Origin of the sequence: Empedobacter sp. UBA7494, from assembly GCF_002478465.1 — a bacterium.
In the GTDB taxonomy this organism is placed as follows: domain Bacteria; phylum Bacteroidota; class Bacteroidia; order Flavobacteriales; family Weeksellaceae; genus Empedobacter; species Empedobacter falsenii_B.
In genome coordinates this window covers 1-21,641 of record NZ_DLOC01000006.1, presented here as the reverse complement: position 1 = coordinate 21,641, position 21,641 = coordinate 1, and the positions used below count along the sequence as shown (strand labels likewise).

The window sequence follows — 21,641 nt, the reverse complement described above, 5'->3', positions numbered from 1 at the left end:
TAAAAAATTATTTGTTGATGAGAAAAAATTTTATTGAGCTTCTACTGTATAAGTTTTCTTGTTGAAATTAGCTGTGATTTTATATTTCCCAGCTTTTATTTTGATGTTAGCACCTCCTTCTTTTAAAGTACCTTCTGTATCAGAACCTCCAAAGTTAACAGCGTAACTAGGATCATTATTTAAACGGAATTTAAATTCTCCATCTTTTAATGTTGTAGTAATAGTCCAAGCATCTAAAGTACCATCATAAAATAATTTTTGGTCTGGACCTTCCCATCCGTTTGCTGTAGCGTCACCTACTAATCCCCAAGAATAGTTATCTAATTTATAAGTTAGATTTGTTAAGTCCATAGTTATCTTGTAAGTACCGGCATCTACTGCGATGTTTTTACCTCCTTTTTCAAGTTTACCATTAGATCCACCATAATCTAACTCCCATTTGTTGTCTTGACGGAATTTGATTTCACCAGCTTTTAAATCTGTATACGCTACAAATACATTTGTAACATCAGTTTTCCAAAATTGAACATCTGGCCCGTCCCAACCGTTAGGAGTAGCAGAACCAACAACACCCCAATTTGTAGATAAATCTGTTGGATATGGCGTTATTTTTAATATATTGACATTAGAAATTAACTGTTGAGAACCAGGAGTACCAACTGTAGAGACAATACGATATTCTATTTCTCCTTCTTTAAAAGGTTCTAATCCTAAAGCAATAACTGCTAAATTCAATTCTTTTACGGTAACATCAGCTGTTAATGTTGAAGTTGAAGTAAGAACTTGATGATTTTCAAAATTATCTCCTTTTACATCAATTTGTAATTCATATTTAGGAGGAGTATTTGTTCCATAATTTGCGGCACTCCAATTAAATGTCATTGCTGTATTTGCAGCATTTTCTTCTAATAATTTAATTGTTGATGAAGCAGGTGTTTCTACTTTCGGTGCAACAAAATTTGAGGGATCTAATTTGATGATATCTTCATCATCGTTACATGCGCTTAAGGCAAAAATACTCGCACAAGCTAACGAAATATATTTTATAAAATTTTTCATCTTAGTAACCTGGATTTTGAGTTAAATTTTTGTTGATTGTAATTACATTAAATGGAATTGGATAAAGGCTTCTTGTTGCATCTACAGAAGTTCCGTTTTGAACGCCCCCTTTCCAAGGCCAATTGTAATTATTTGTAAACTTACTGAAACGAATTAAATCCGTTCTACGTGTTCCTTCCCAATACAATTCTCTTGATCTTTCAGCTAAAATGAAATCTAAGTTTAATTGTCCGTCAGTAATATTACCTGATGTATTTCCGTATGCACGAGTTCTTAATTGATTAACTAAATTCAATGCAGTTGCACGATCACCACCAGTTCCTCCACGTAAAACAGCTTCAGCATAGTTTAAATAGATTTCAGCTAAACGAATTACAGGAACATCAGTATCAGCAAATACAGCAGAAGGATCATTTCCTGCTGTTCCATTTGATTTTATATTAGAGAATTTCTGAACTGCATATCCTTGAGCAAAAGTACTTACACTTTCAATTTCATAACTTTGTCCATCTGTAAAAAACATTGCACGCTTATCTTTCCATGCGATAGGATTCCCTTCGGAATTAGTTTCCGAAATAGAGTTTGAGAACTGGTTAACTAATGCTTTTGTTGAACGAATACCTCCCCAGCCTTCATTAACACCATAATTATCATGTTGCATTTTTCCTCCAATAGCTGCTTTAATCAAAAATGTTGAGCCTCCATATGTTTTAGAATAATTTCCATCAAAATTTAAAACAAAAATAGCCTCTTCTTGTGCACCATTTGTATCATTGTCTCCAAGAAATAATTCATCATATGCAGAGCCATTTTTGTTAACATCATTTGTGTTAATTTTATAACCAGATTGTATTACCTGATTAGAATATGTGATGGCTTCTGTGTATTTTGCTTGACCAATCCAAGTTTCTGCATTTAAATATAAACGAGATAACAAGGCTTGTGCAGCTGTTTTATCTACTCGACTATATTCATTTGAGCGACTATTTGCTAAGTCAGTATCAATTGCTTTTAACTCAGACTCGATGAAAGAAAATATTTCTTGACGATTACTCTGTGTTGGTAATTCTGATGTAATTTCTGTTACCAATGGTACGTTTCCATAAAAGTCCATTAAACTATAATAAGCATATGCTCTAATAAAACGTGCTTCAGCAATATATTGCTTAACTTCTTCAGATGTTTGAGCTAACGTTTCAGCATTCTTAATGTAGGAATTTGAGAATGAAACGGTTTGGGCTAATCTGTAATACATAGCCTCAACAAAAGGGTTACTTGCACTCCAAGATATTGCATGCATATCTGGAACACCAACATCTCCCCAACCAATAATGGCTTCGTCTGTAGGTAAAACATTTACATTAAATAATAAACGCGTGTATTGAGAAGCTCCTTCGTCTATACCAACAATATCTGGCTCGCCAAGATTTGGATCTCCTGCAGGACCTTTCACTCCTGTTAAAGCTAAAGAAGCATAGACTTTTGCTAAAGCAGATTTTGCAGTTGCAGCATCTTTGAATACATCAAACTGTGTAAAAATATCTGGATCATTTGGTTTTAAATCCAAATCATCTTGACACGAAGAAATAGAGAATGCAAAAATTGCAGCTAATAAATATGTTGAAATTTTAAATTTTTTCATTGTTGTTTTCTTAGAAATTAACATTTAAACCAAAGACAAATGTTCGTGGACGAGGATAAAATCTGTTATCAATTCCTCCAAACATCTCAGGATCTAATCCATTATAATTTGTAAATACAGCAACATTTTGAACAGCTCCGTAAAGACGAACATCCATTCCTTTGATGGCTTGTTTTAAATTATAACCTAATGTAATGTTATCAATTCGGAAGAAAGATGCATCTTGTACGTAATAATCACTCAATAAATTAGTATTTGTAATAGTTGAGAAACCTGCATTATAGTAATCAGTATGTACATTAGATAAATAGTTTTGCCCATTACCTGTAGCTTTCGCACTATATCCTTTTGCAGAAGCAACATTATTATAAGCATAATTCCCTAAACTTGCACGGGCTGTTGCTGATAAGTCCCAATTTTTATATCGGAAAAATGTATTGAATCCCATTGTGATATCTGCATATGGACTTTTGTGAATATAACGATCTTTATCATTGATGATTCCATCTTTGTTTAAATCTTCGTAAGCTCCTTCGATTGGTTTTCCGTTTACATCGTAAATTTGCTTGTACACATAGAAACTATATGGAGTATAACCTTCTCTATGAATTTGAATGTTATTTCCTGTTCCTCCGTCAATTCCTCCAACTAGGTTATCAGTTGACAGGTTTTTAATTTTATTATCATTATACGCAATATTGTATCCAAATGACCAATCAATGTCTTTTGTTTTAATAATATCAGCATTGATGCTAAATTCAACACCTTTATTTTCCATATCACCGATATTTTTATCGATCATACTTCCAAAGTTAGTAAATGGATCTACGTATACTTTCGCAATTAAATCTTTCGTTTTCTTTTGATAGATATCTAAGCTACCATAAATACGATTTCTAAATAACGCATAGTCAACACCAACATTTAATGTACTCGAAATTTCCCATTTTAGATTTTCACTTAGCGGATCTGGTCTATATGTTTGATAAAATGTAGAACCAAATTGATAATAAGCAGTTGATTGAGAAACTTTATAACGCGTTAAGAATTGGAAATTTCCTAATCCGTTTACGTTTCCAACTTCTCCATAACCTACACGTAATTTCAAATCACTAACAGTTGAATTACCTTTTAAGAACTCTTCATTCGAAATATTCCAAGCAACTGCAACAGAAGGGAAATATCCCCAACGATTATTAGGGTTTAATTTAGAAGATGCATCTGCACGTAACGTACCTGTTAAAATATATCGATTATCGAAATTATAATTTACACGTCCATAATATGATAACAAAGTAGAATGATCGCGATCTACAAATTCAAATTCTGGATTACCTTTTTGTTCTAATTCACTATCGTAACTATGATTATATGTATTAAAATATTGATATCCATAACCAGCAACAACATTTACATTATGTTTTCCGAAATCTTTGTTGAAAGTTAAATAAGCGTCAAGTAATTTATTATAAAATTGAGCACTGAACGTTGTTTTTGATCCATCCCAATTTTGCTCCGATGAGGGTAAATTCTCTGTAGTTACTTTACGTCCATTTGCATTAGAAATATCATAACCAACATTAACCGTAGCAGTTACAGATGGTAAGAAATGTAATTTATAGTCCATTTTAGCATTTCCTACAAAACGACGAACTTCTGATGTATCACCAACTTCATTGATTAACGCAACTGGGTTTGTTGGAGCTAAACCATTTTTTATATTTCCAGAAGTCCAAGTGTGATAACCACCAAATAATGAATTACCTGAATAAACTGATTGAGTTGGATCATATTCTAGAGCTGCACCAATTGCATCACGATTAGCAAAATCATTTTCAATGTATGATCCTCTTGCGTTAAAATCAAATTTTAAGTGATTATCTAATAACGAAGGATTAAGATTAAAAGATGCAGTTGTACGATTAACATTATCTCCTTTCAAAATACCATCTTGATTTGTATTCGATACAGAAAAACGAGAAGGCATGTTTCCTCCAATGTTTCCCATTGCACTAAGGCTATGATCAAAACCTATAGCAGTTCTATAAATTTCTTTTTGCCAATCTGTATTTGCATTTCCTAGTTTAGCTACATCATCAGTTGTTCCAACAGATTTTACCAATTCACGGAACTGATTTGCATTCATCATGTCTATATAACCTTCAGGCTGATATATAGATGTGGTAGAATTATAACTAAATTTGAATTTTTTTCCTTTTCCTTTTTTAGTTGTAATCATTACAACACCATTCGCAGCTCGAGAACCATAAATGGCAGTTGCAGAAGCATCTTTCAAAATAGTCATCGTTTCGATGTCGTTAGGATTTAAGAAATCCAAAGGATTTCGAGAACCTCCAATATTTACTTCAGATAAAGGAACACCATCAACTACATATAATGGTTGAGAGTTTAATGATAACGAACTATTACCACGAATGATAATGTTTTGACCGTCACCAGGAGCTCCACCAGCAGATGTTACCACAACACCAGCGATTTTCCCTGTCATTAATTCTTGCGCAGAAGTGATTGATCCTTTGTTGAAATCTTCTGAATTTAATTGATTTACAGAACCTGTAACATCTTCTTTTTTTGCTGTACCATATCCAATTACAACAACTTCTTTCAAGTTTTCTGTCGTTTTAGACATACGAAGTTGTAATTGCGTTTGTCCCGCAAAAGTTATTTCTTGATCGTCATAACCAAAAAAACTGATAACAATTATATCACCATCGTTCGCTTCTAATGTAAAATTTCCTTTTTCATCAGAAACTGTCGATTCTCCTGTTGTGATGTTCGAAACATCTGCACCAGCTAAAACCGTGTTATTAGCGCTATCTTGTACTGTTCCTTTTATCGCAGTTTGTGCAGATAAAATAGCAGGGCTTGATAAAACTAATGCTAGAAGAGATTGTTTTAAAATCCTCATATATTTTTCGTTTTGTTTCGTTAATTAATTTATATTTTTACTTCTCATTACCAAATATAAGTTGTTTAATTGATTGATTGTGTATGTAATACACTAACTAGTTAAACGAAAACGTTTTCGTGTTAATAAATAATTAAATTAATTGTTATAGCATGTTAATTTTTAATAAAAAAGACGGAAATTAGTAGAATAAGATTGATGGTTAAGGTAGAAAGAAGATTATGAAAAAGAATTTGACATTAAAACAGATTGCAAAAGAGTTAGATGTTTCGATATCAACGGTTTCTAAGGCGTTGAAAAATAGCGAAGAGATTAGTGCTGTAACGAAACAAAAGATTCAGGCATTTGCAAAATTATACAACTACAAACCGAATAATATAGCATTAAGTCTAAAGAATCGTAAAACGAAAACCATTGCCGTGATTATTCCCGAAATCGTTCACGATTTTTTTGCGATGGTAATTAGTGGAATCGAAAATTTAGCCAATCAATATGGTTATAATGTCTTAATATGTTTGTCAAATGAGTCGTACGAACGTGAAGTGATTAATATGGAGATGCTTGCAGCGGGTAGTATAGACGGATTTGTGATTTCTCTTTCGAAAGAAACTCAAGCCAAAAAAGATTATCATCATATCAAAGAAATCATCAACCAAGGAATGCCAGTTGTGATGTTCGACCGTGTAACGCGTGAGGTTTATACTGATAAAGTGATTATTGATGATGTACTTGCGACACAAGAAGCAATTCAGTATTTTATAAGTAAAGAACGCAAGAAAATCGGTTTTATCACAACGCCAGATTATATAAGTGTTGGACGCTTAAGAACCGAAGGATATAAAAGAACGTTGGAAGCGAATGGAATTGAAGTTGACGAAAACTTGATTTTGCGTGTAGAAGACGAGAGTCAGTTGGACACTATGATTGATGAATTTTTCGAAAAAAATAATTTTGATGCAGTAATGGCAGTAAATGAATTATATGCCGTAAAAGTGTTGAGAGCAGCACTTAAAAAAGGAATCAAAGTGCCAGAAGAATTACATTTAATAGCTTTTACAGATGGTGTAATTTCCAAGAACTCAATTCCAAGCATTTCTACAGTCAAACAAAATGCATTCAAAATGGGTGAGATTGCAGCGCGTTTATTGATTCAAAAATTAGAGTCAGAAAACGAGCACGAGCATTACATTACCGAAGTTGTCGGAACAGAATTATTACACAGAGAAACTACAACGATTTAGTAAGTTTTTTTTGGTTAAATAATTGTTACAGTTGCAATAATCCCAAAAAAAAGTTTTAACATTGTAAACAAATCAAAACATATTTTTACTTCTCAAATTACAAAAATATAGTTTTGATAAGCATAAAACGCTTATCGTAAAATACATAAAAAAATTACGATAATGGGAAAGCGTAGATTAGGATTTCTTGAAATCTGGAATTTAAGTTTCGGATATCTAGGAGTTCAAATGGGTTTCGCCTTGCAAAACGCAAATGCGAGCCGTATTCTAAGTTCATTTGGTGCCGATGTGCACGAATTGTCTTGGTTTTGGATTGTTGCACCGCTAATGGGATTGATTGTTCAACCTATTATTGGTCATTATTCAGATAATACTTGGTCTAAATTTGGACGAAGAAAACCATACTTTTTAGTAGGAGCTTTATTGGCTTCTTTCGGATTAATCTTAATGCCACAAGCAGGTGCATTTACGGCATTGATGCCTGCATTATGGATGGGTGCTGGATTCTTGATGATAATGGATGCTTCATTCAATATCGCGATGGAACCGATGCGTGCATTTGTAGCAGATATGTTGCCTTCGGATCAACGTACATTAGGATATTCAATTCAAACTGTAATTATTGGTTTAGGAGCTGTTGTCGGTTCGTGGTTGCCTTATATTTTGAGCAACTGGTTTGGTGTTTCAAGTATTGCAGCGGAAGGAGAAGTTCCGTTTCACTTAATTTTATCATTCATTATTGGAGCAATTGCAATTATTGTAACCGTTTTAATTACCATTTTTACAACAAAAGAATATTCGCCAGAAGAATTAGACGCTTTCGAAAAAGCAGAAGGTAGAGAACCAATTGTTGAAGAAAAAGCAAGCTTAACACAGATTTTTACCGATTTTGGGAATATGCCAAAAACGATGAAACAATTAGGTTTAGTACAGTTCTTTACGTGGTTTGCATTATTCGGTATGTGGGTATTTGCTACGCCTGCAATCGCTCATCATGTGTACGGTTTGTCTTTGAATGATACACATTCAGAAACGTACCAAAAAGCAGGGGATTGGGTTGGAATTATCTTCGGAGTTTACAACGGAATTTCTGCAATATTCGCCTTCTTTTTACCAGCAATAGCCTTAAAATTTGGTCGAAAAACAACACATGCTATTTCATTAATTTGTGGAGGATTAGGATTAATTTCAATCTATTTTATTCACGATCCAAAATTATTAATCCTTTCCATGATCGGAGTAGGAATCGCTTGGGCAAGTATCTTATCGATGCCTTATGCAATTTTAGCGGGAGCAATTCCAGCGAAAAAAATGGGTGTTTACATGGGAATTTTCAATTTCTTCATTTGTATGCCTCAAATCATCAACGCTCTTTTGGGCGGTCCAATTGTAAAATATTTATATCACGATAATCCAATCTACGCCATTGTTACCAGCGGTGTTGCGCTAATTATTGCAGCACTTTTTGTAACGCGCGTAAAAGATGTGGATGAACCAATCAAAGCATAATCATTTTGAAAACTAAAGCATTTATTTTTGATTTAGATGGTGTCATCGTCGACACTGCAAAGTACCATTATTTAGCATGGAAAAAATTAGCGAATAATCTAAACATCGATTTTACGCACGAACATAACGAATTATTGAAAGGTGTTTCTCGTGTGCGATCATTAGAAATTATTCTTGGATTGGGAAATGTTGAAGCTTCTGATGAGCAGAAAAACGAATGGTTAATTCAGAAGAACAAAGAATATTTAGAATACATCGATAAGATGGACGATTCTGAAATTTTACCAGGCGTTATGGACGTTTTAAACTTTCTAAAAGAAAACAATCAACCAATTATTTTGGGATCAGCTTCTAAAAATGCACGTCCAATTTTAGAGAAAGTTAATATTCTAAATTATTTCGATGATATCGTAGATGGAAACGATGTTTCTAACGCAAAACCAGATCCAGAAGTTTTTATCGTTGGAGCGAAAAAAGCGAATCAAACAAACGAAAATTCAATTGTATTTGAAGATTCTGTTGCAGGAATTGAAGCAGCAAATGTAGCAGGAATGACAAGCATCGGAATTGGAGAAGCTTCGGTTTTGAATGAAGCGAAATACAACTTTAAAAATTTTACTGAAATCTCAGAGGATTTCTTGGTCGAATTAATCAATCAATAATTATACAAACTACATACAACTAACAAAATGAATCAAGATTATATCATCCCGAATGCGTGGTCAATTATCGAAGAAGGGTTTGAAAAAGATCGTGTAAAATCGTCTGAAAGTTTATTTTCTATTGGTAATGGAGCAATGGGACAACGTGCCAATTTCGAAGAATTTTATTCAGGTGATACATTTCAAGGAAGCTATATTGCCGGCGTTTATTATCCTGACAAGACAAAAGTGGGATGGTGGAAAAACGGTTATCCAGAATATTTTGCAAAAGTATTAAATGCGCCAGTTTGGATTGGAATTGACATCGAAATTAACGGTGAAAAATTTGATTTAAACACTTGTAAAGAAGTTAAAAATTTCCGTCGCGAATTGAATATGAAAGAAGGTTTATTGGATCGTTCATTTATTGCGATTTTACCTTCAGGATTAGAAATTGAGGTTTTTGTTCGACGTTTTCTTTCTGCTAATTTAGATGAATTAGGAGCAATTAAATATGACATCAAACCAATCAATGGTGATGCGAAAATTGTCTTCAAACCTTATGTTGATGCAGCTGTAAAGAATGAAGATGCTAATTGGGAAGAGATTTTCTGGGAACCAATTTCTTCTGAAATTAAAGGTGAGCAAGGTTTCGTTCAAGCGCGTACGTTCAAAACTCATTTTGAAGTGGTAACATTTATGCAGAATAAAATCTTAGTAAATGGAAGTTATCAACAAATCGCGCCAACAAATGCTGTTAATACTGAAACGAAAGTAGAATTTACATACGAAGTTGAGGTAAAAGCGAATGATACAACAACAATTGAGAAATTTGGAGGTTATGTGGTTTCGACAAATCATCCTAAAAATGAATTAATTAACGTTGCCGAAAATGTATTATCTCAAGCAAATGAACAAGGTTATGAACAATTGTTAATAAACCAAAAAGAAGCTTGGGCAAAGATTTGGGAAATGGCTGATATCACGATAGAAGGTGATACAAAAGCGCAACAAGGTATTCGTTTTAATATTTTTCAATTAAATCAAACGTATTCTGGAAAAGATGCGCGTTTAAATATCGGTCCAAAAGGCTTTACAGGAGAGAAATACGGAGGTTCTACCTATTGGGATACAGAAGCGTATTGTTTGCCATTTTATATGGTAACAAAAAATCAAGAAGTTGCGCGAAACTTATTAATGTATCGTTTTAATCAATTGGATAAAGCGATTGAAAATGGAGAGAAATTAGGTTTCAACAAAGGAGCAGCTTTGTATCCGATGGTTACGATGAATGGTGAAGAATGCCACAACGAATGGGAAATTACATTCGAGGAAATTCACCGAAACGGAGCGATTGCATTTGCGATTTACAATTATGTTCGTTTTACGGGAGATCAAACCTACATTCCTGAAGCTGGTTTAGAAGTTTTATTAGGAATTGCACGTTTTTGGAAACAGCGTGTGAATTGGTCAAACGAGAAAAAACAATATGTGATGTTAGGTGTTACGGGACCTAACGAATACGAAAATAACGTTAACAACAATTTCCATTCTAATTATTGTGCACAATGGTGTATGAATTATTTGTTGGAACAAGTTGAAAATGTCAAAACAAATTATCCAGAAGATTTTGCTCGTATCGCTGCAAAGAGAAATATTACTGATGCTGAATTAGCAGAGATGAAAGAAGTTGCATCGAATATTTATTTTCCTTTTAGCGAAGAATTAGGAATTTATTTACAGCAAGATGGTTTCTTGGATAAAGATTTAACACCTGTTTCTGAATTACCAAAAGAAGAACGTCCAATTAATCAAAAATGGTCTTGGGACAGAATTTTACGTTCGGCTTACATCAAACAAGCTGACGTTTTACAATCGTTCTATTATTTTGAAGATCAATTCTCAAAAGATCAATTAGAAAAACATTTTGATTTTTACGAACCATTAACAGTTCACGAATCATCATTATCACCTTGTGTTCACTCTATCCAAGCGGCAACGTTGGGGAGAATGGAGCAAGCGTATACATTTTATTTGAGAACTTCTCGTTTAGATTTAGATGATTATAACAAAGAAGTTCACGAAGGATTACACATCACATCTATGGCAGGAACTTGGATGTCGATTGTAGAAGGATTTGGTGGAATGCGTGTGAAAAACGATCAATTGTATTTTGAGCCGCGTTTACCAGAACAATGGGAAGGTTTTACATTTAAAGTAAATTTCCGTCATCAAATCCTAAAAGTTATTGTAAATAAAGGAGAAACAACATTTGAATTGGAAGGAACAGAACCGTTAGAGGTTTATGTTTTCGACCAGAAATTAGTTGTTCAGCCTTCGATTTAATAAAGGGAATCTAATACCTTGAAGGCTTCGGTTTTCAGGGTATTTTTATTTAGAGTAGTACGTTTTAAGTTCTAAGTTTATTCTGAAAACCTATTTTAAAAAAGTCATCTTGAACTCATTTCAGGATCAAATGAAGCAGAGAATGAGAAGCTGAAACAAGTTCAGCTGGACAGAGAATTTAAAAAAGATTCTTTGATAAACTCTGAATGACAATTTCATTAATGTAGTAAAGTAAATTTCATACAGAGCTTGTCGAGGTATCAAAAAAACAAAAAACATGAAAAAAATACTATTATTATCATCTTTCCTATCAACATTTGCTTTTGCACAAATTCAAAAAGTGGAGCCAATGTTTTGGTGGAAAGGAATGAAAAATCCAGAAGTTCAAATTCTGGTTTATGGAAAAGATATTAGTAAATACAATATTGAATTATCGGATAATGTAAAAATTCAAAATTTACAGAAAACTGAAAATCCAAATTATGTTTTTGTAACGATTAATACGAATGAAGTAAACAAATCATCATTCAAAATTAACATCAAAAACAAAAATAAAATTGTTGATTCGTATACATATGAATTAAAAAATCGTCAACCAAATTCTGCAAATCGAGCATCTTTTACATCAAAAGATATGGTGTATTTGATTATGCCAGATCGTTTCGCAAATGGTGATGAAAGCAACGATTCGAAGAAAGAATTAACAGATAAAGCCAATCGTTCTATTCCAGATGGTCGTCATGGTGGGGATTTGCGAGGAATCATCAACAATTTAGATTATTTACAAAATCTTGGTGCAACAGCGGTTTGGTTAACGCCTGTTAATGAAGATAACGAAAAACAACATTCGTATCACGGCTATGCACAAACTGATTTTTATAAGATTGATGGACGTTACGGAAGCAATGAAGATTATCGCGAATTATCACAAAAATTAAATCAACGAGGAATGATGTTGATTCAAGATTATGTGACAAATCATTGGGGAATTTCGCATTGGATGATTCAGGATTTGCCTTCGCAAGATTGGATTCACAAATTTCCTGGAGGAAAAGATGGTTTTCGTCGTTCCAATTATCGTACAACAACCCAATTTGATAAAAACGCGGCAGAAGTAGACAAAAAAGAAGCGTTGAATGGTTGGTTTGATTATACAATGCCAGATATGAATCAATCAAATCCGTTGGTGCTAAATTATCTGACGCAAAATGCAATTTGGTGGATAGAATATGCTGAATTAGGTGGAATGCGTGTCGATACATATCCATATAATGATAAAGAAGGAATGGCAAAATGGGTAAAAGCAATTACGACAGAATATCCAAATTTCAATGTAGTTGGAGAAGCTTGGATGTATTCACCTGCGCATATTTCGTATTGGCAAAAAGATTCTAAAATTGCTGAAATCGATAATTATAATTCGTATTTACCTTCGGTAATGGATTTTCCATTGTTCTCAGAATTGCCAAAAGCAATCAAGGAAGAGGAATCGTGGGACAAAGGAATGATCAAATTATATAATTCATTTACCAATGATTTCTTGTATCCAAATGTCAATAATATGTTTGTATTTATGGAAAATCACGATACAGAGCGTTGGAATGAAGTGATGAATGGAGATGTGAATGATTACAAACTTGGTTTGTCCTTAATTTCGACTGTTCGTGGAATTCCTCAAGTATATTACGGTTCTGAAATCGGGATGCGAGGAGATAAAAGTAAAGGTGATGCAGCAATTCGACAAGATTTTCCTGGTGGTTGGAAGTCAGATAAGCAATCGGCTTTTATAAATGAAGGAAGAACTGCGGAGCAAAAAACGTTTCATGATTTTACAGCAAAACTTTTCAATTGGCGAAAAAATAAAGAAGTTATTCATTCAGGAAAAACGAAGCATTATATGCCACAGAGTAATGTTTACGTTTATTTTAGATACAATGATACCGAATCTGTAATGGTTATTTTGAATGCAAATCCAGAAAAACAGACGTTCAAATTAGATCGTTTTGCAGAATCATTAAACGGATTTACTTCTGGAAAAGATATTATTTCAGACAAAGTTTTACCAATCAATATAAACGGAGAAATCATAATTGATGGTAAATCTTCGATGATTATTGAACTTAAAAAGTAGTAGGTTTTAAGTTCTACGTTCTAAGTTTATTCTGAAAATGTATTTAAAAATGGCATTAAATCTATGATGTTAATAAAATTTAATAAGTGAAGAGTAAAAATGATTTAATGAGCGATAGCAAATTTTTAAATCATTCTCGAAACGGTTTAAATTTTTAGTCAAATAGATTTACGGCCTTGACTTTTTTGATTCGTTTTTGTGTCAAGACAAAAATGAATGAAATATAAAAGTCATCCTGAATTCATATCAGGATCACATAAAGTAGAGGATGATAAGCTGAAACAAGTTCAGCTTGACAAGAAATTTATTGCTTTAAGCATTAGGCGTAAAGCATAAAACAGACAATAAAACAAAAACAAGAAATATGAAAAACTTTAAGTTTATACTAGGGTTAGGAATCGCGATGATGAATATGGTTTATGGACAAGAGTTGAAATCTCCAAATGGAAATTTTGTGATGGATTTCTCTTTATCTAAAGATGGAAAACCTACCTATCAGTTAAAGTACAAAGGAAAAGATGTTGTAAAACCAAGTCATTTAGGATTTGAGTTTAAAACGAAACATAAAGAAATGGATTTTGCCGTTCAAGATCGTGTAGAAGATGAACGCGCAAAAGACATCGCAAACTTTTTTTCAGGTTTCAAAATTATTGATACTAAAACGTCAACATTCGACGAAACTTGGAAACCAGTTTGGGGAGAAGTAGACAAGATTAGAAATAATTTTAACGAATTAGCGGTGACGGTTTCTCAACCAAATACAGATCGACAAATGATTATTCGTTTTCGTTTGTTTAATGAAGGATTAGGTTTCCGTTACGAGTTTCCAGAACAAAAGAACTTAAAATATTTTGTCATCAAAGAAGAGCATTCGCAATTCGCAATGGCGGGAGATCACACAGCTTTTTGGATTCCTGGCGATTACGATACGCAAGAATACGATTACACGGAATCTAAATTATCAGAAATTAGGGGATTATTTGATAAAGCCTATATTGGAAATGCATCTCAACAATCTTTCTCAAAAACAGGTGTACAAACAGCTTTGATGATGAAAGCAACAAACGGACTTTACATCAATTTACATGAAGCTGCGTTGATTAACTATCCTGCAATGAGTTTGAATTTAGATGATAAAACATTAACATTCGAATCGTGGTTGACTCCTGATGCTTTGGGCGATAAAGGATATCTACAAGCACCTTTTAATACGCCTTGGCGTACAATTATTGCGAGCGATGATGCAAGAGAAGTTGCATTTAAAGGGCCGCAAATAATTTATAATTTAAATGAACCTTCAAAAATTAAAGATACTTCTTGGATCAAACCTGTAAAGTACGTTGGAGTTTGGTGGGAAATGATTACAGGAAAAAGCTCTTGGGCTTATACAGACGATTTCCCCACAGTACAATTAGGTATAACCGATTATAAAAATGCGAAACCAAACGGAAAACATGGTGCAAATAACGAGCGTGTAAAAGAATACATTGATTTTGCTGCAGAAAATGGATTTGATGCTGTTTTAGTAGAAGGATGGAACGAAGGTTGGGAAGATTGGTTTGGTAATCATAAAGATTACGTGTTCGATTTTGTAACGCCTTATCCAGATTTTGATGTGAAAATGTTAAATGCTTACGCAAAATCAAAAGGTGTAAAAATTATGATGCATCACGAAACTTCGGGATCAATTCGTAATTACGAAAGACATTTGGATAAAGCATATAAATTCATGAACGATAATGGTTATACATCAGTAAAAAGTGGATATGTTGGTGATATTGTTCCTCGTGGAGATTATCATTACAGCCAAAATACAATTAATCATTATCAATATGCAATCGAAAAAGCGGCTGATTATAAAATAATGGTTAATGCACACGAAGCGGTTCGTCCTACAGGAGTTGCGCGTACATGGCCAAATTTAATTGGAAACGAATCTGCACGTGGAACAGAATACCAAGCTTTCGGTGGTTCTAAACCAAATCACGTAACGGTTTTACCTTTCACACGTCTATTAGGTGGACCAATGGATTACACGCCTGGTATTTTCGAAATGGATGTGAAAAAATTAAATCCAAACAATCATTCTCACGTTAATTCTACGATTGCAAATCAGTTGGCTTTATACGTGACAATGTATTCTCCTTTACAAATGGCTGCTGATATTATCGAGCATTACAAACAATTTTCTGATGCATTTCAATTCATCAAAGATGTGCCTGTAGATTGGCAAGATTCTAATTATTTGGAAGCTGAACCAGGAAGATATTTAACAATTGCGCGTAAAGATAAAAATTCGAACAATTGGTTTGTTGGAAATGTAAATGGTGAAACGCCTCGTTCAACAAAAATTAAATTAGATTTCTTAGATAAAGGAAAAAAATACGAAGCGAAAATTTATGCAGATGCAAAAGATGCGCATTACAAAACAAATCCACAAGCCTATAAAATTGAAACAAAAAAGGTTGATTCAAAATCTGTTTTAGATTTAACATCTCAAGCTGGTGGAGGTTTTGCAATTAGTATCAAAGAAATTAAATAAGTAATGAGTGATGAGTATTGAGAAACTTGTTACTCAATACTCAAAACTTACTACTCAAAACTTTTTAGTATGAAAAAAATACTTTTCACGTTAGGAATAGCTTCATTGTTTTTAAGCTCTTGTTCAAAAACAACAACACAAGCTACGCAGACAAATCATTCAGAAAAACAACTATTTGTTTGGAATGGTGCAAATATTTATTTTTTATTGACCGATCGTTTCGAGAATGGAGATAAAAAGAATGATGTTAATTACGGGAGAACTGCTAAAACATCTAAATTAAGAGGTTTTGAAGGAGGAGATTTTCGTGGGGTAATCAATAAAATCGAAGATAATTATTTTTCAGATTTAGGAGTTAATGCGATTTGGATGACACCGATTGTGGAGCAAATTCATGGATATGTTGATGAAGGACAAGGAAAAACATATGGATTTCACGGTTATTGGACAAAAGATTGGACGTCGATTGATAAAAACTGGGGAACTGAAAAAGAGTTACAGGAATTAGTAGACAAAGCACATGCGAAAGGCATTCGTATTATGTTGGACGCGGTGATTAATCACACAGGTCCAGTTACAAATTCGGATGGTGTGTTTCCTGCTGATTGGGTTCGTGTTTCGCCACAATGTACTTATGAGTCTTACAAAACGACGATTGAATGTACGTTGGTAAAAAATCTTCCAGACATTTTAACGGAATCAGAAAATGATGTGATGTTGCCCCCGCAATTGTTAGCAAAATGGTCGCAAGAAGGTCGTTTAGACAAAGAAGTTGCTGAATTGAATGCTTTTTTCGCGAAATATAATCTTCCAAAAGCACCGAAATATTATATCATGAAATGGCTTTCAGACTATATTCGTAAGTACGGAATTGATGGTTATCGTGTCGATACGGTGAAACATACGGAAGAAAATGTTTGGAAGAAATTCGAAGAAATTTGTCAAGATGCGTTTGCTGAATATAAAGCGAATAATCCTATAAAAGTATTGGATCAAAATAAGTTTTTCTTGTTAGGAGAAGTTTATGGATATTCGATTAATGATGGTCAGCAATATAATTTTCCTGATAAAACGGTTAATTATTTCGAGAATGGATTTGATGCGTTAATCAATTTTGATTTGCGTTCAACTCAAAAAGAATCTAATCAAACTGTTTTTGATCGATACAATGATATTCTTCAAAAGAAGATGAAAGGAAAGTCTGTGATGAGCTACATTACCTCGCACGATGACGGTTCGCCTTTTGATAAAAATCGTCAAAATACTTGGGATGCAGGAACTCGATTGTTATTGGCGCCAGGGATTTCGCAAATTTATTATGGAGACGAAACGGCTCGTCCGTTAGAGATTGAAGGTGTTGATGGAGATGCAAATCTTCGTTCGAATATGAACTGGGAAGATATTAAACCAAATTCAGAAACGGAATCATTATTGAATCATTACCAAAAATTAGGACAATTTAGACGAAATCATCCAGCGGTTGGAGCAGGAAATCAAACAGATTTGCAAAATTCTCCGTATATTTTTACAAGAAAATATAAGACAGACGAAGTGGTGATTGGATTGGAAATGCCAATTGGAAAAAAAACAATTAATGTAAGTTCTGTTTGGAAAGATGGTACCAAAGTTCGCGATGCTTATTCAGGTTTTTCTGGAAAAGTTGTGAACGGAAATTTAGAATTGAATACGACTTCCAATATTGTATTATTGGAAAAAGTGAATTAGTTTTTTGAGAAGTAATAGAAGAAAAATGATAAAAAAAATAGTTGGTTTAACCTTGATGACAACTTTGTTTTTAACAAGTTGTGAAAGCAAAAAAGAAACAAAGTCAGAAGACGTTAAAACTGAAAGGAAAGAACAAAGCATTTTGCCTTTTACGGCTGATATGGCAGAAACTTCTGTGATTTATGAAGTGAATGTTCGTCAGTTTTCACCAGAAGGAACTTTTGCAGCGGTTACAAAAGAGATTTCGAATATCAAGAAATTAGGGGTTAAAATCCTTTGGATTATGCCCATTTACCCAATTGGAGAAGAAAATCGAAAAGAAGGTTTAGGTTCGTATTATTCGATCAAAGATTATAGAGGAATCAATCCAGAATTTGGAAATGCCGAAGATTTTAAGAAATTGGTTGATGAAGCGCACAAAAACGGAATCTATGTGATTTTGGATTGGGTTGCGAATCACACGGCTTGGGATCATCCTTGGGTAAAACAACATCCTGATTGGTACGAACAAGATAAGAACGGGAAAATGCATTCTCCTTACGATTGGTCGGATGTTGTGGCGTTAAATTTCGATAACAAAGAAATGCGCAAACAGATGATTGCCGATATGAAATATTGGTTAGATGATTTCAAAATTGATGGTTTCCGTTGTGATATGGCGCACGAAGTTCCAACAGATTTTTGGAACGAAGCAAAACCTCAATTGGCAAAAGGTCGCGAAATTTTTATGTTAGGTGAAACAGAGAAACCAGATTTATTAGCAAATAATGCATTTGATGCTGCTTATGGTTGGGAAATTCATCATATCATGAATGATATTGCAAAAGGTAAAAAGAATGTTTCTGCGATTGATGCGTACATGGATTCGATTCCGAAAAAATGGCAAGCGGACGATTATAAATTATTATTCACATCAAATCATGACGAAAATTCTTGGGCTGGAACTGAGTACGAAAGAATGGGTGATGCGGTCGAAACATTTGCTGCATTAACGTATACTTTACCTGGAATTCCATTGATTTATAATGGACAAGAAGAAGATTTTAATCGTCGTTTAAAATTCTTTGTCAAAGATTCTATTGATCGTAATCCAACAGCAAAAATGCGTGGCGTTTATGAAAAGTTAGGAGAACTTAAAATCACAAATGAAGCATTTAATGGAGCGAAAAAAGCGGCTTCTTACGAACGTTTGAAAACATCTGATGATAAATCTATCTTAGCGTTCAAACGTCATAAAAATACGACAGAAGCTTATTTTATTGCGAATTTTACGAAAGCAAATAAAGAAATTATAGTTCCAATTAATGGTGTGTACAAAAACTTTATGAACAACGAAGATGTGACATTTGATGCAACAACAAAACTGAAATTAAAACCTTGGGAATACCTGATTTTAGTTCAGAAGAAAAAATAAATTCTTAAAAGCTGGTTAAATTTTTAATCAGCTTTTTTTATGGTATAATGCTTGTTGATAAACGTTTAAAATCCAAATCATGAGAAAAATAATTTTATCAACAGCAGTCATTTTAAGCTTAGTTTTCTCTTCGTGTGAATCGAAGAAAACAGAAAACTCAGAAGTTATCACAAGTAAATCTGAAGTTGCAGAACAGCCAATTGTTTCGGAAAGTGATATTGCGAATCATCCAGAGTCATCGACTTCACAAAATACTTATGAGGTTTTACAAGATAATGGTCAACAAAAAACGGTAAATATTGATCCAAATGAAACGGTGATTTCAGCAAATAGTTTACCTATTAATGCACAAAATTTTGTTTCGAAAAACTTTGGTAATATGGAGTTTGTGAATGCGATAAAAGAAGTTGAACGCAATATCACAACATATAATATTCAGTTAAAAGACGGAACAAAAATAGAATTTACAGATAATGGTGATTGGAAAGAGGTGAAAAATGGTTTAGGAAAAGCGATTCCGATTAAATTTTTCCCAGATAATATTCAAAAATATCTTCAAACTAAATATCCTAAAATTGATGCGAAATCAATTGAAATGGATACAAAAGATAAAGAAATAAAAGTTGAATTATTACAAAATAATGTCGATTTGAAATTTGATTTGAATGGTAATTTTATAAAAATTGATTAATCACATACATCAAAAACCTTGTCAATAGATGAGGTTTTTTTATTTCTATTTTTAAAATTTTACAATAACCTTCACATCAACATCTCGCAATTTTCAATATATTTATAGTAGAAAAAATCAACCAAAATGGATAAAAAATATTTGAGATCGTTAATTTTTAGACATCTCGATGGTTTGGTAACGGCTCCGGTATTAAGTGCTTTGGCTAAAAAAGGAGCTTTGCATTATATCGTCGAGCGTAAAACTATACAGTTAGAAGAATTGACAAACGAATTTCAGGCAAACGAAGGTTATCTAAATGTTGCTTTGCGTGTGTTGGCTTCGCAGAATATGTTAGAATATTCAGTGAATAATGCAGAAAATAGCGTCGAGATTCAAACCAATAAATATTCAGATAGAGCATTTACTAATATTGATATTTACCACGATTTAGCTGTTTTTTTAGCAGAAGATGAAGTCATCAATCAACATGATTTTTCGGATGAATTTTGCAAAAAATGGATCAAATTATTTGATAAATATAAAATCTATTTGATTACTGCTGATGACGAAGAGTTTCTTGAAAAACCTTTGCATTATCAAATTACCAAACATATCGAAGGCGTTTTAGTTGGGCCAATTATTGTGCGAATGGGAATGAGCGGTTTGTTTCATAAATACTTTATGGAAGCTTCTTTCAATCCAGATGAATTTCACAAAAATCCACAAACGTTCGAGAAAATTTTGGAACGATTAACCGAATTAGGTTGGTTTACAAAACACGAAAAAAACTATAAATTCACCGAAATAGGACTGTTTTTTGCGCGTCGTGCAACATCGTATGGCGTTACAGTTTCTTATTTGCCAATGTTTGGGAAGTTGAATGATTTGCTTTTCGGTTCACCAACAAAATTGCGTGAAATTACCGATGGTGAAGATGAGCAACATGTGAATCGCGAAATGAATGTTTGGGGTAGTGGAGGAGCGCATTCCACTTATTTCAAGGTGATTAATGAGTTTATTGTAGATATTTTTAATCGCCCGATAGAAGAGCAACCGAAAGGGATTTTGGATATGGGATGCGGGAATGGAGCGCTTTTGCAACATTTGTATGATGTGATAGAACGTCAAACTTTACGCGGAAAACATCTCGACGAATATCCACTTTTTTTGGTTGGTGCAGATTATAATCAAGCAGCGTTGAAAGTAACGCGTGCCAATTTAATTAAAAATGATATTTGGGCAAAAGTGATTTGGGGCGATATTGGTGATCCAGATCGTTTGGCAACAGATTTGAAAAATGATTATTCAATAGAGTTGAGTGATTTATTAAACATTAGAACATTTTTAGATCATAATCGAATTTGGGAAGATGTAGAAGATGTCAAAACAAATCGAATTAGTGCTTCTACTGGAGCTTTTGCATTTAGAGGAAAACGATTGTCAAATAATGATGTGGAACAAAATTTATTGAATCATCTCAAAAAATGGGCACCTTATGTAGATAAATTTGGTTTGTTATTGATCGAATTACATACGATTGCTCCAGATTTAACGGCGGAGAATTTAGGAAATACACCTGCAACAGCGTATGATGCAACGCATGGATTTTCGGATCAATATATTGTAGAAGTCGATGTTTTTCATCGAATTTGTCAAGAAACTGGTTTAGTTCCAGATAAAACATTGTTCAAAAAATATCCAAACAGTGAATTGGCAACTGTTAGTATCAATCTTTTGAAACGATAATATTTAAAAGATATATTAAATCAAAAAGAGGCTGTCTCAAAAG

The 21,641-nt window shown here is 33.4% G+C and carries 13 protein-coding genes; 10 read left to right on the top strand and 3 right to left on the bottom strand.

The genetic code is table 11. The features are described 5' to 3' along the window. Window positions 1-30: 30 nt before the first annotated feature. The 3 genes from B4E95_RS00470 to B4E95_RS00460 are packed head-to-tail and all read right to left on the bottom strand — an operon-like array spanning window position 31 to window position 5,630. A complete protein-coding gene (locus B4E95_RS00470; RefSeq protein ID WP_291089037.1) occupies window positions 31-1,059 on the bottom strand; it encodes a SusE domain-containing protein in 1,029 nt (342 codons plus the stop codon). A 1-nt stretch (window position 1,060) separates the two neighbouring features. Next, the gene (locus B4E95_RS00465) at window positions 1,061-2,701 is read right to left on the bottom strand and encodes a RagB/SusD family nutrient uptake outer membrane protein (protein ID WP_291089034.1); all 1,641 of its coding nucleotides are present in this window, start codon (window positions 2,699-2,701) and stop codon (window positions 1,061-1,063) included. Window positions 2,702-2,711: 10 nt separating this feature from the next. Beyond that, a complete protein-coding gene (locus B4E95_RS00460; RefSeq protein WP_291089031.1) occupies window positions 2,712-5,630 on the bottom strand; it encodes a SusC/RagA family TonB-linked outer membrane protein in 2,919 nt (972 codons plus the stop codon). A gap of 221 nt (window positions 5,631-5,851) precedes the next feature. Here B4E95_RS00460 and B4E95_RS00455 point away from each other — a divergent pair, with 221 nt between their 5' ends. The 10 genes from B4E95_RS00455 (at window position 5,852) to B4E95_RS00410 (ending at window position 21,598) form a co-directional block, all read left to right on the top strand. After that, a complete protein-coding gene (locus B4E95_RS00455) occupies window positions 5,852-6,871 on the top strand; it encodes a LacI family DNA-binding transcriptional regulator (protein WP_291063859.1) in 1,020 nt (339 codons plus the stop codon). A gap of 162 nt (window positions 6,872-7,033) precedes the next feature. Next, the gene (locus tag B4E95_RS00450) at window positions 7,034-8,380 is read left to right on the top strand and encodes an MFS transporter (protein WP_286495101.1); all 1,347 of its coding nucleotides are present in this window, start codon (window positions 7,034-7,036) and stop codon (window positions 8,378-8,380) included. A 5-nt stretch (window positions 8,381-8,385) separates the two neighbouring features. Beyond that, a complete protein-coding gene (gene pgmB, locus B4E95_RS00445; RefSeq protein ID WP_221853995.1) occupies window positions 8,386-9,042 on the top strand; it encodes a beta-phosphoglucomutase in 657 nt (218 codons plus the stop codon). 27 nt (window positions 9,043-9,069) lie between these two features. Next, complete coding sequence (locus tag B4E95_RS00440; protein WP_291089028.1) at window positions 9,070-11,367, top strand: glycoside hydrolase family 65 protein; 2,298 nt, start codon at window positions 9,070-9,072, stop codon at window positions 11,365-11,367. 277 nt (window positions 11,368-11,644) lie between these two features. Then, window positions 11,645-13,498 carry a glycoside hydrolase family 13 protein gene (locus B4E95_RS00435; protein ID WP_291089025.1) on the top strand — a complete coding sequence of 618 codons (1,854 nt, stop codon included), beginning with the start codon at window positions 11,645-11,647 and terminating at the stop codon, window positions 13,496-13,498. Between the two features lie 364 nt (window positions 13,499-13,862). Beyond that, window positions 13,863-16,040, top strand: a complete 2,178-nt coding sequence (locus tag B4E95_RS00430) for a glycoside hydrolase family 97 protein (protein WP_291089022.1) — start codon at window positions 13,863-13,865, stop codon at window positions 16,038-16,040. Window positions 16,041-16,109: 69 nt separating this feature from the next. After that, window positions 16,110-17,765 (top strand): alpha-amylase family glycosyl hydrolase, encoded by a 1,656-nt coding sequence (locus B4E95_RS00425; protein ID WP_291089019.1) that lies wholly within the window; start codon window positions 16,110-16,112, stop codon window positions 17,763-17,765. A 25-nt stretch (window positions 17,766-17,790) separates the two neighbouring features. After that, the gene (locus B4E95_RS00420; protein ID WP_291050758.1) at window positions 17,791-19,179 is read left to right on the top strand and encodes an alpha-amylase family glycosyl hydrolase; all 1,389 of its coding nucleotides are present in this window, start codon (window positions 17,791-17,793) and stop codon (window positions 19,177-19,179) included. 79 nt (window positions 19,180-19,258) lie between these two features. Further along, window positions 19,259-19,870 (top strand): PepSY-like domain-containing protein, encoded by a 612-nt coding sequence (locus B4E95_RS00415; protein WP_291050761.1) that lies wholly within the window; start codon window positions 19,259-19,261, stop codon window positions 19,868-19,870. 126 nt (window positions 19,871-19,996) lie between these two features. Continuing rightward, a complete protein-coding gene (locus tag B4E95_RS00410) occupies window positions 19,997-21,598 on the top strand; it encodes a class I SAM-dependent methyltransferase (protein ID WP_291089016.1) in 1,602 nt (533 codons plus the stop codon). Window positions 21,599-21,641 lie beyond the last annotated feature (43 nt).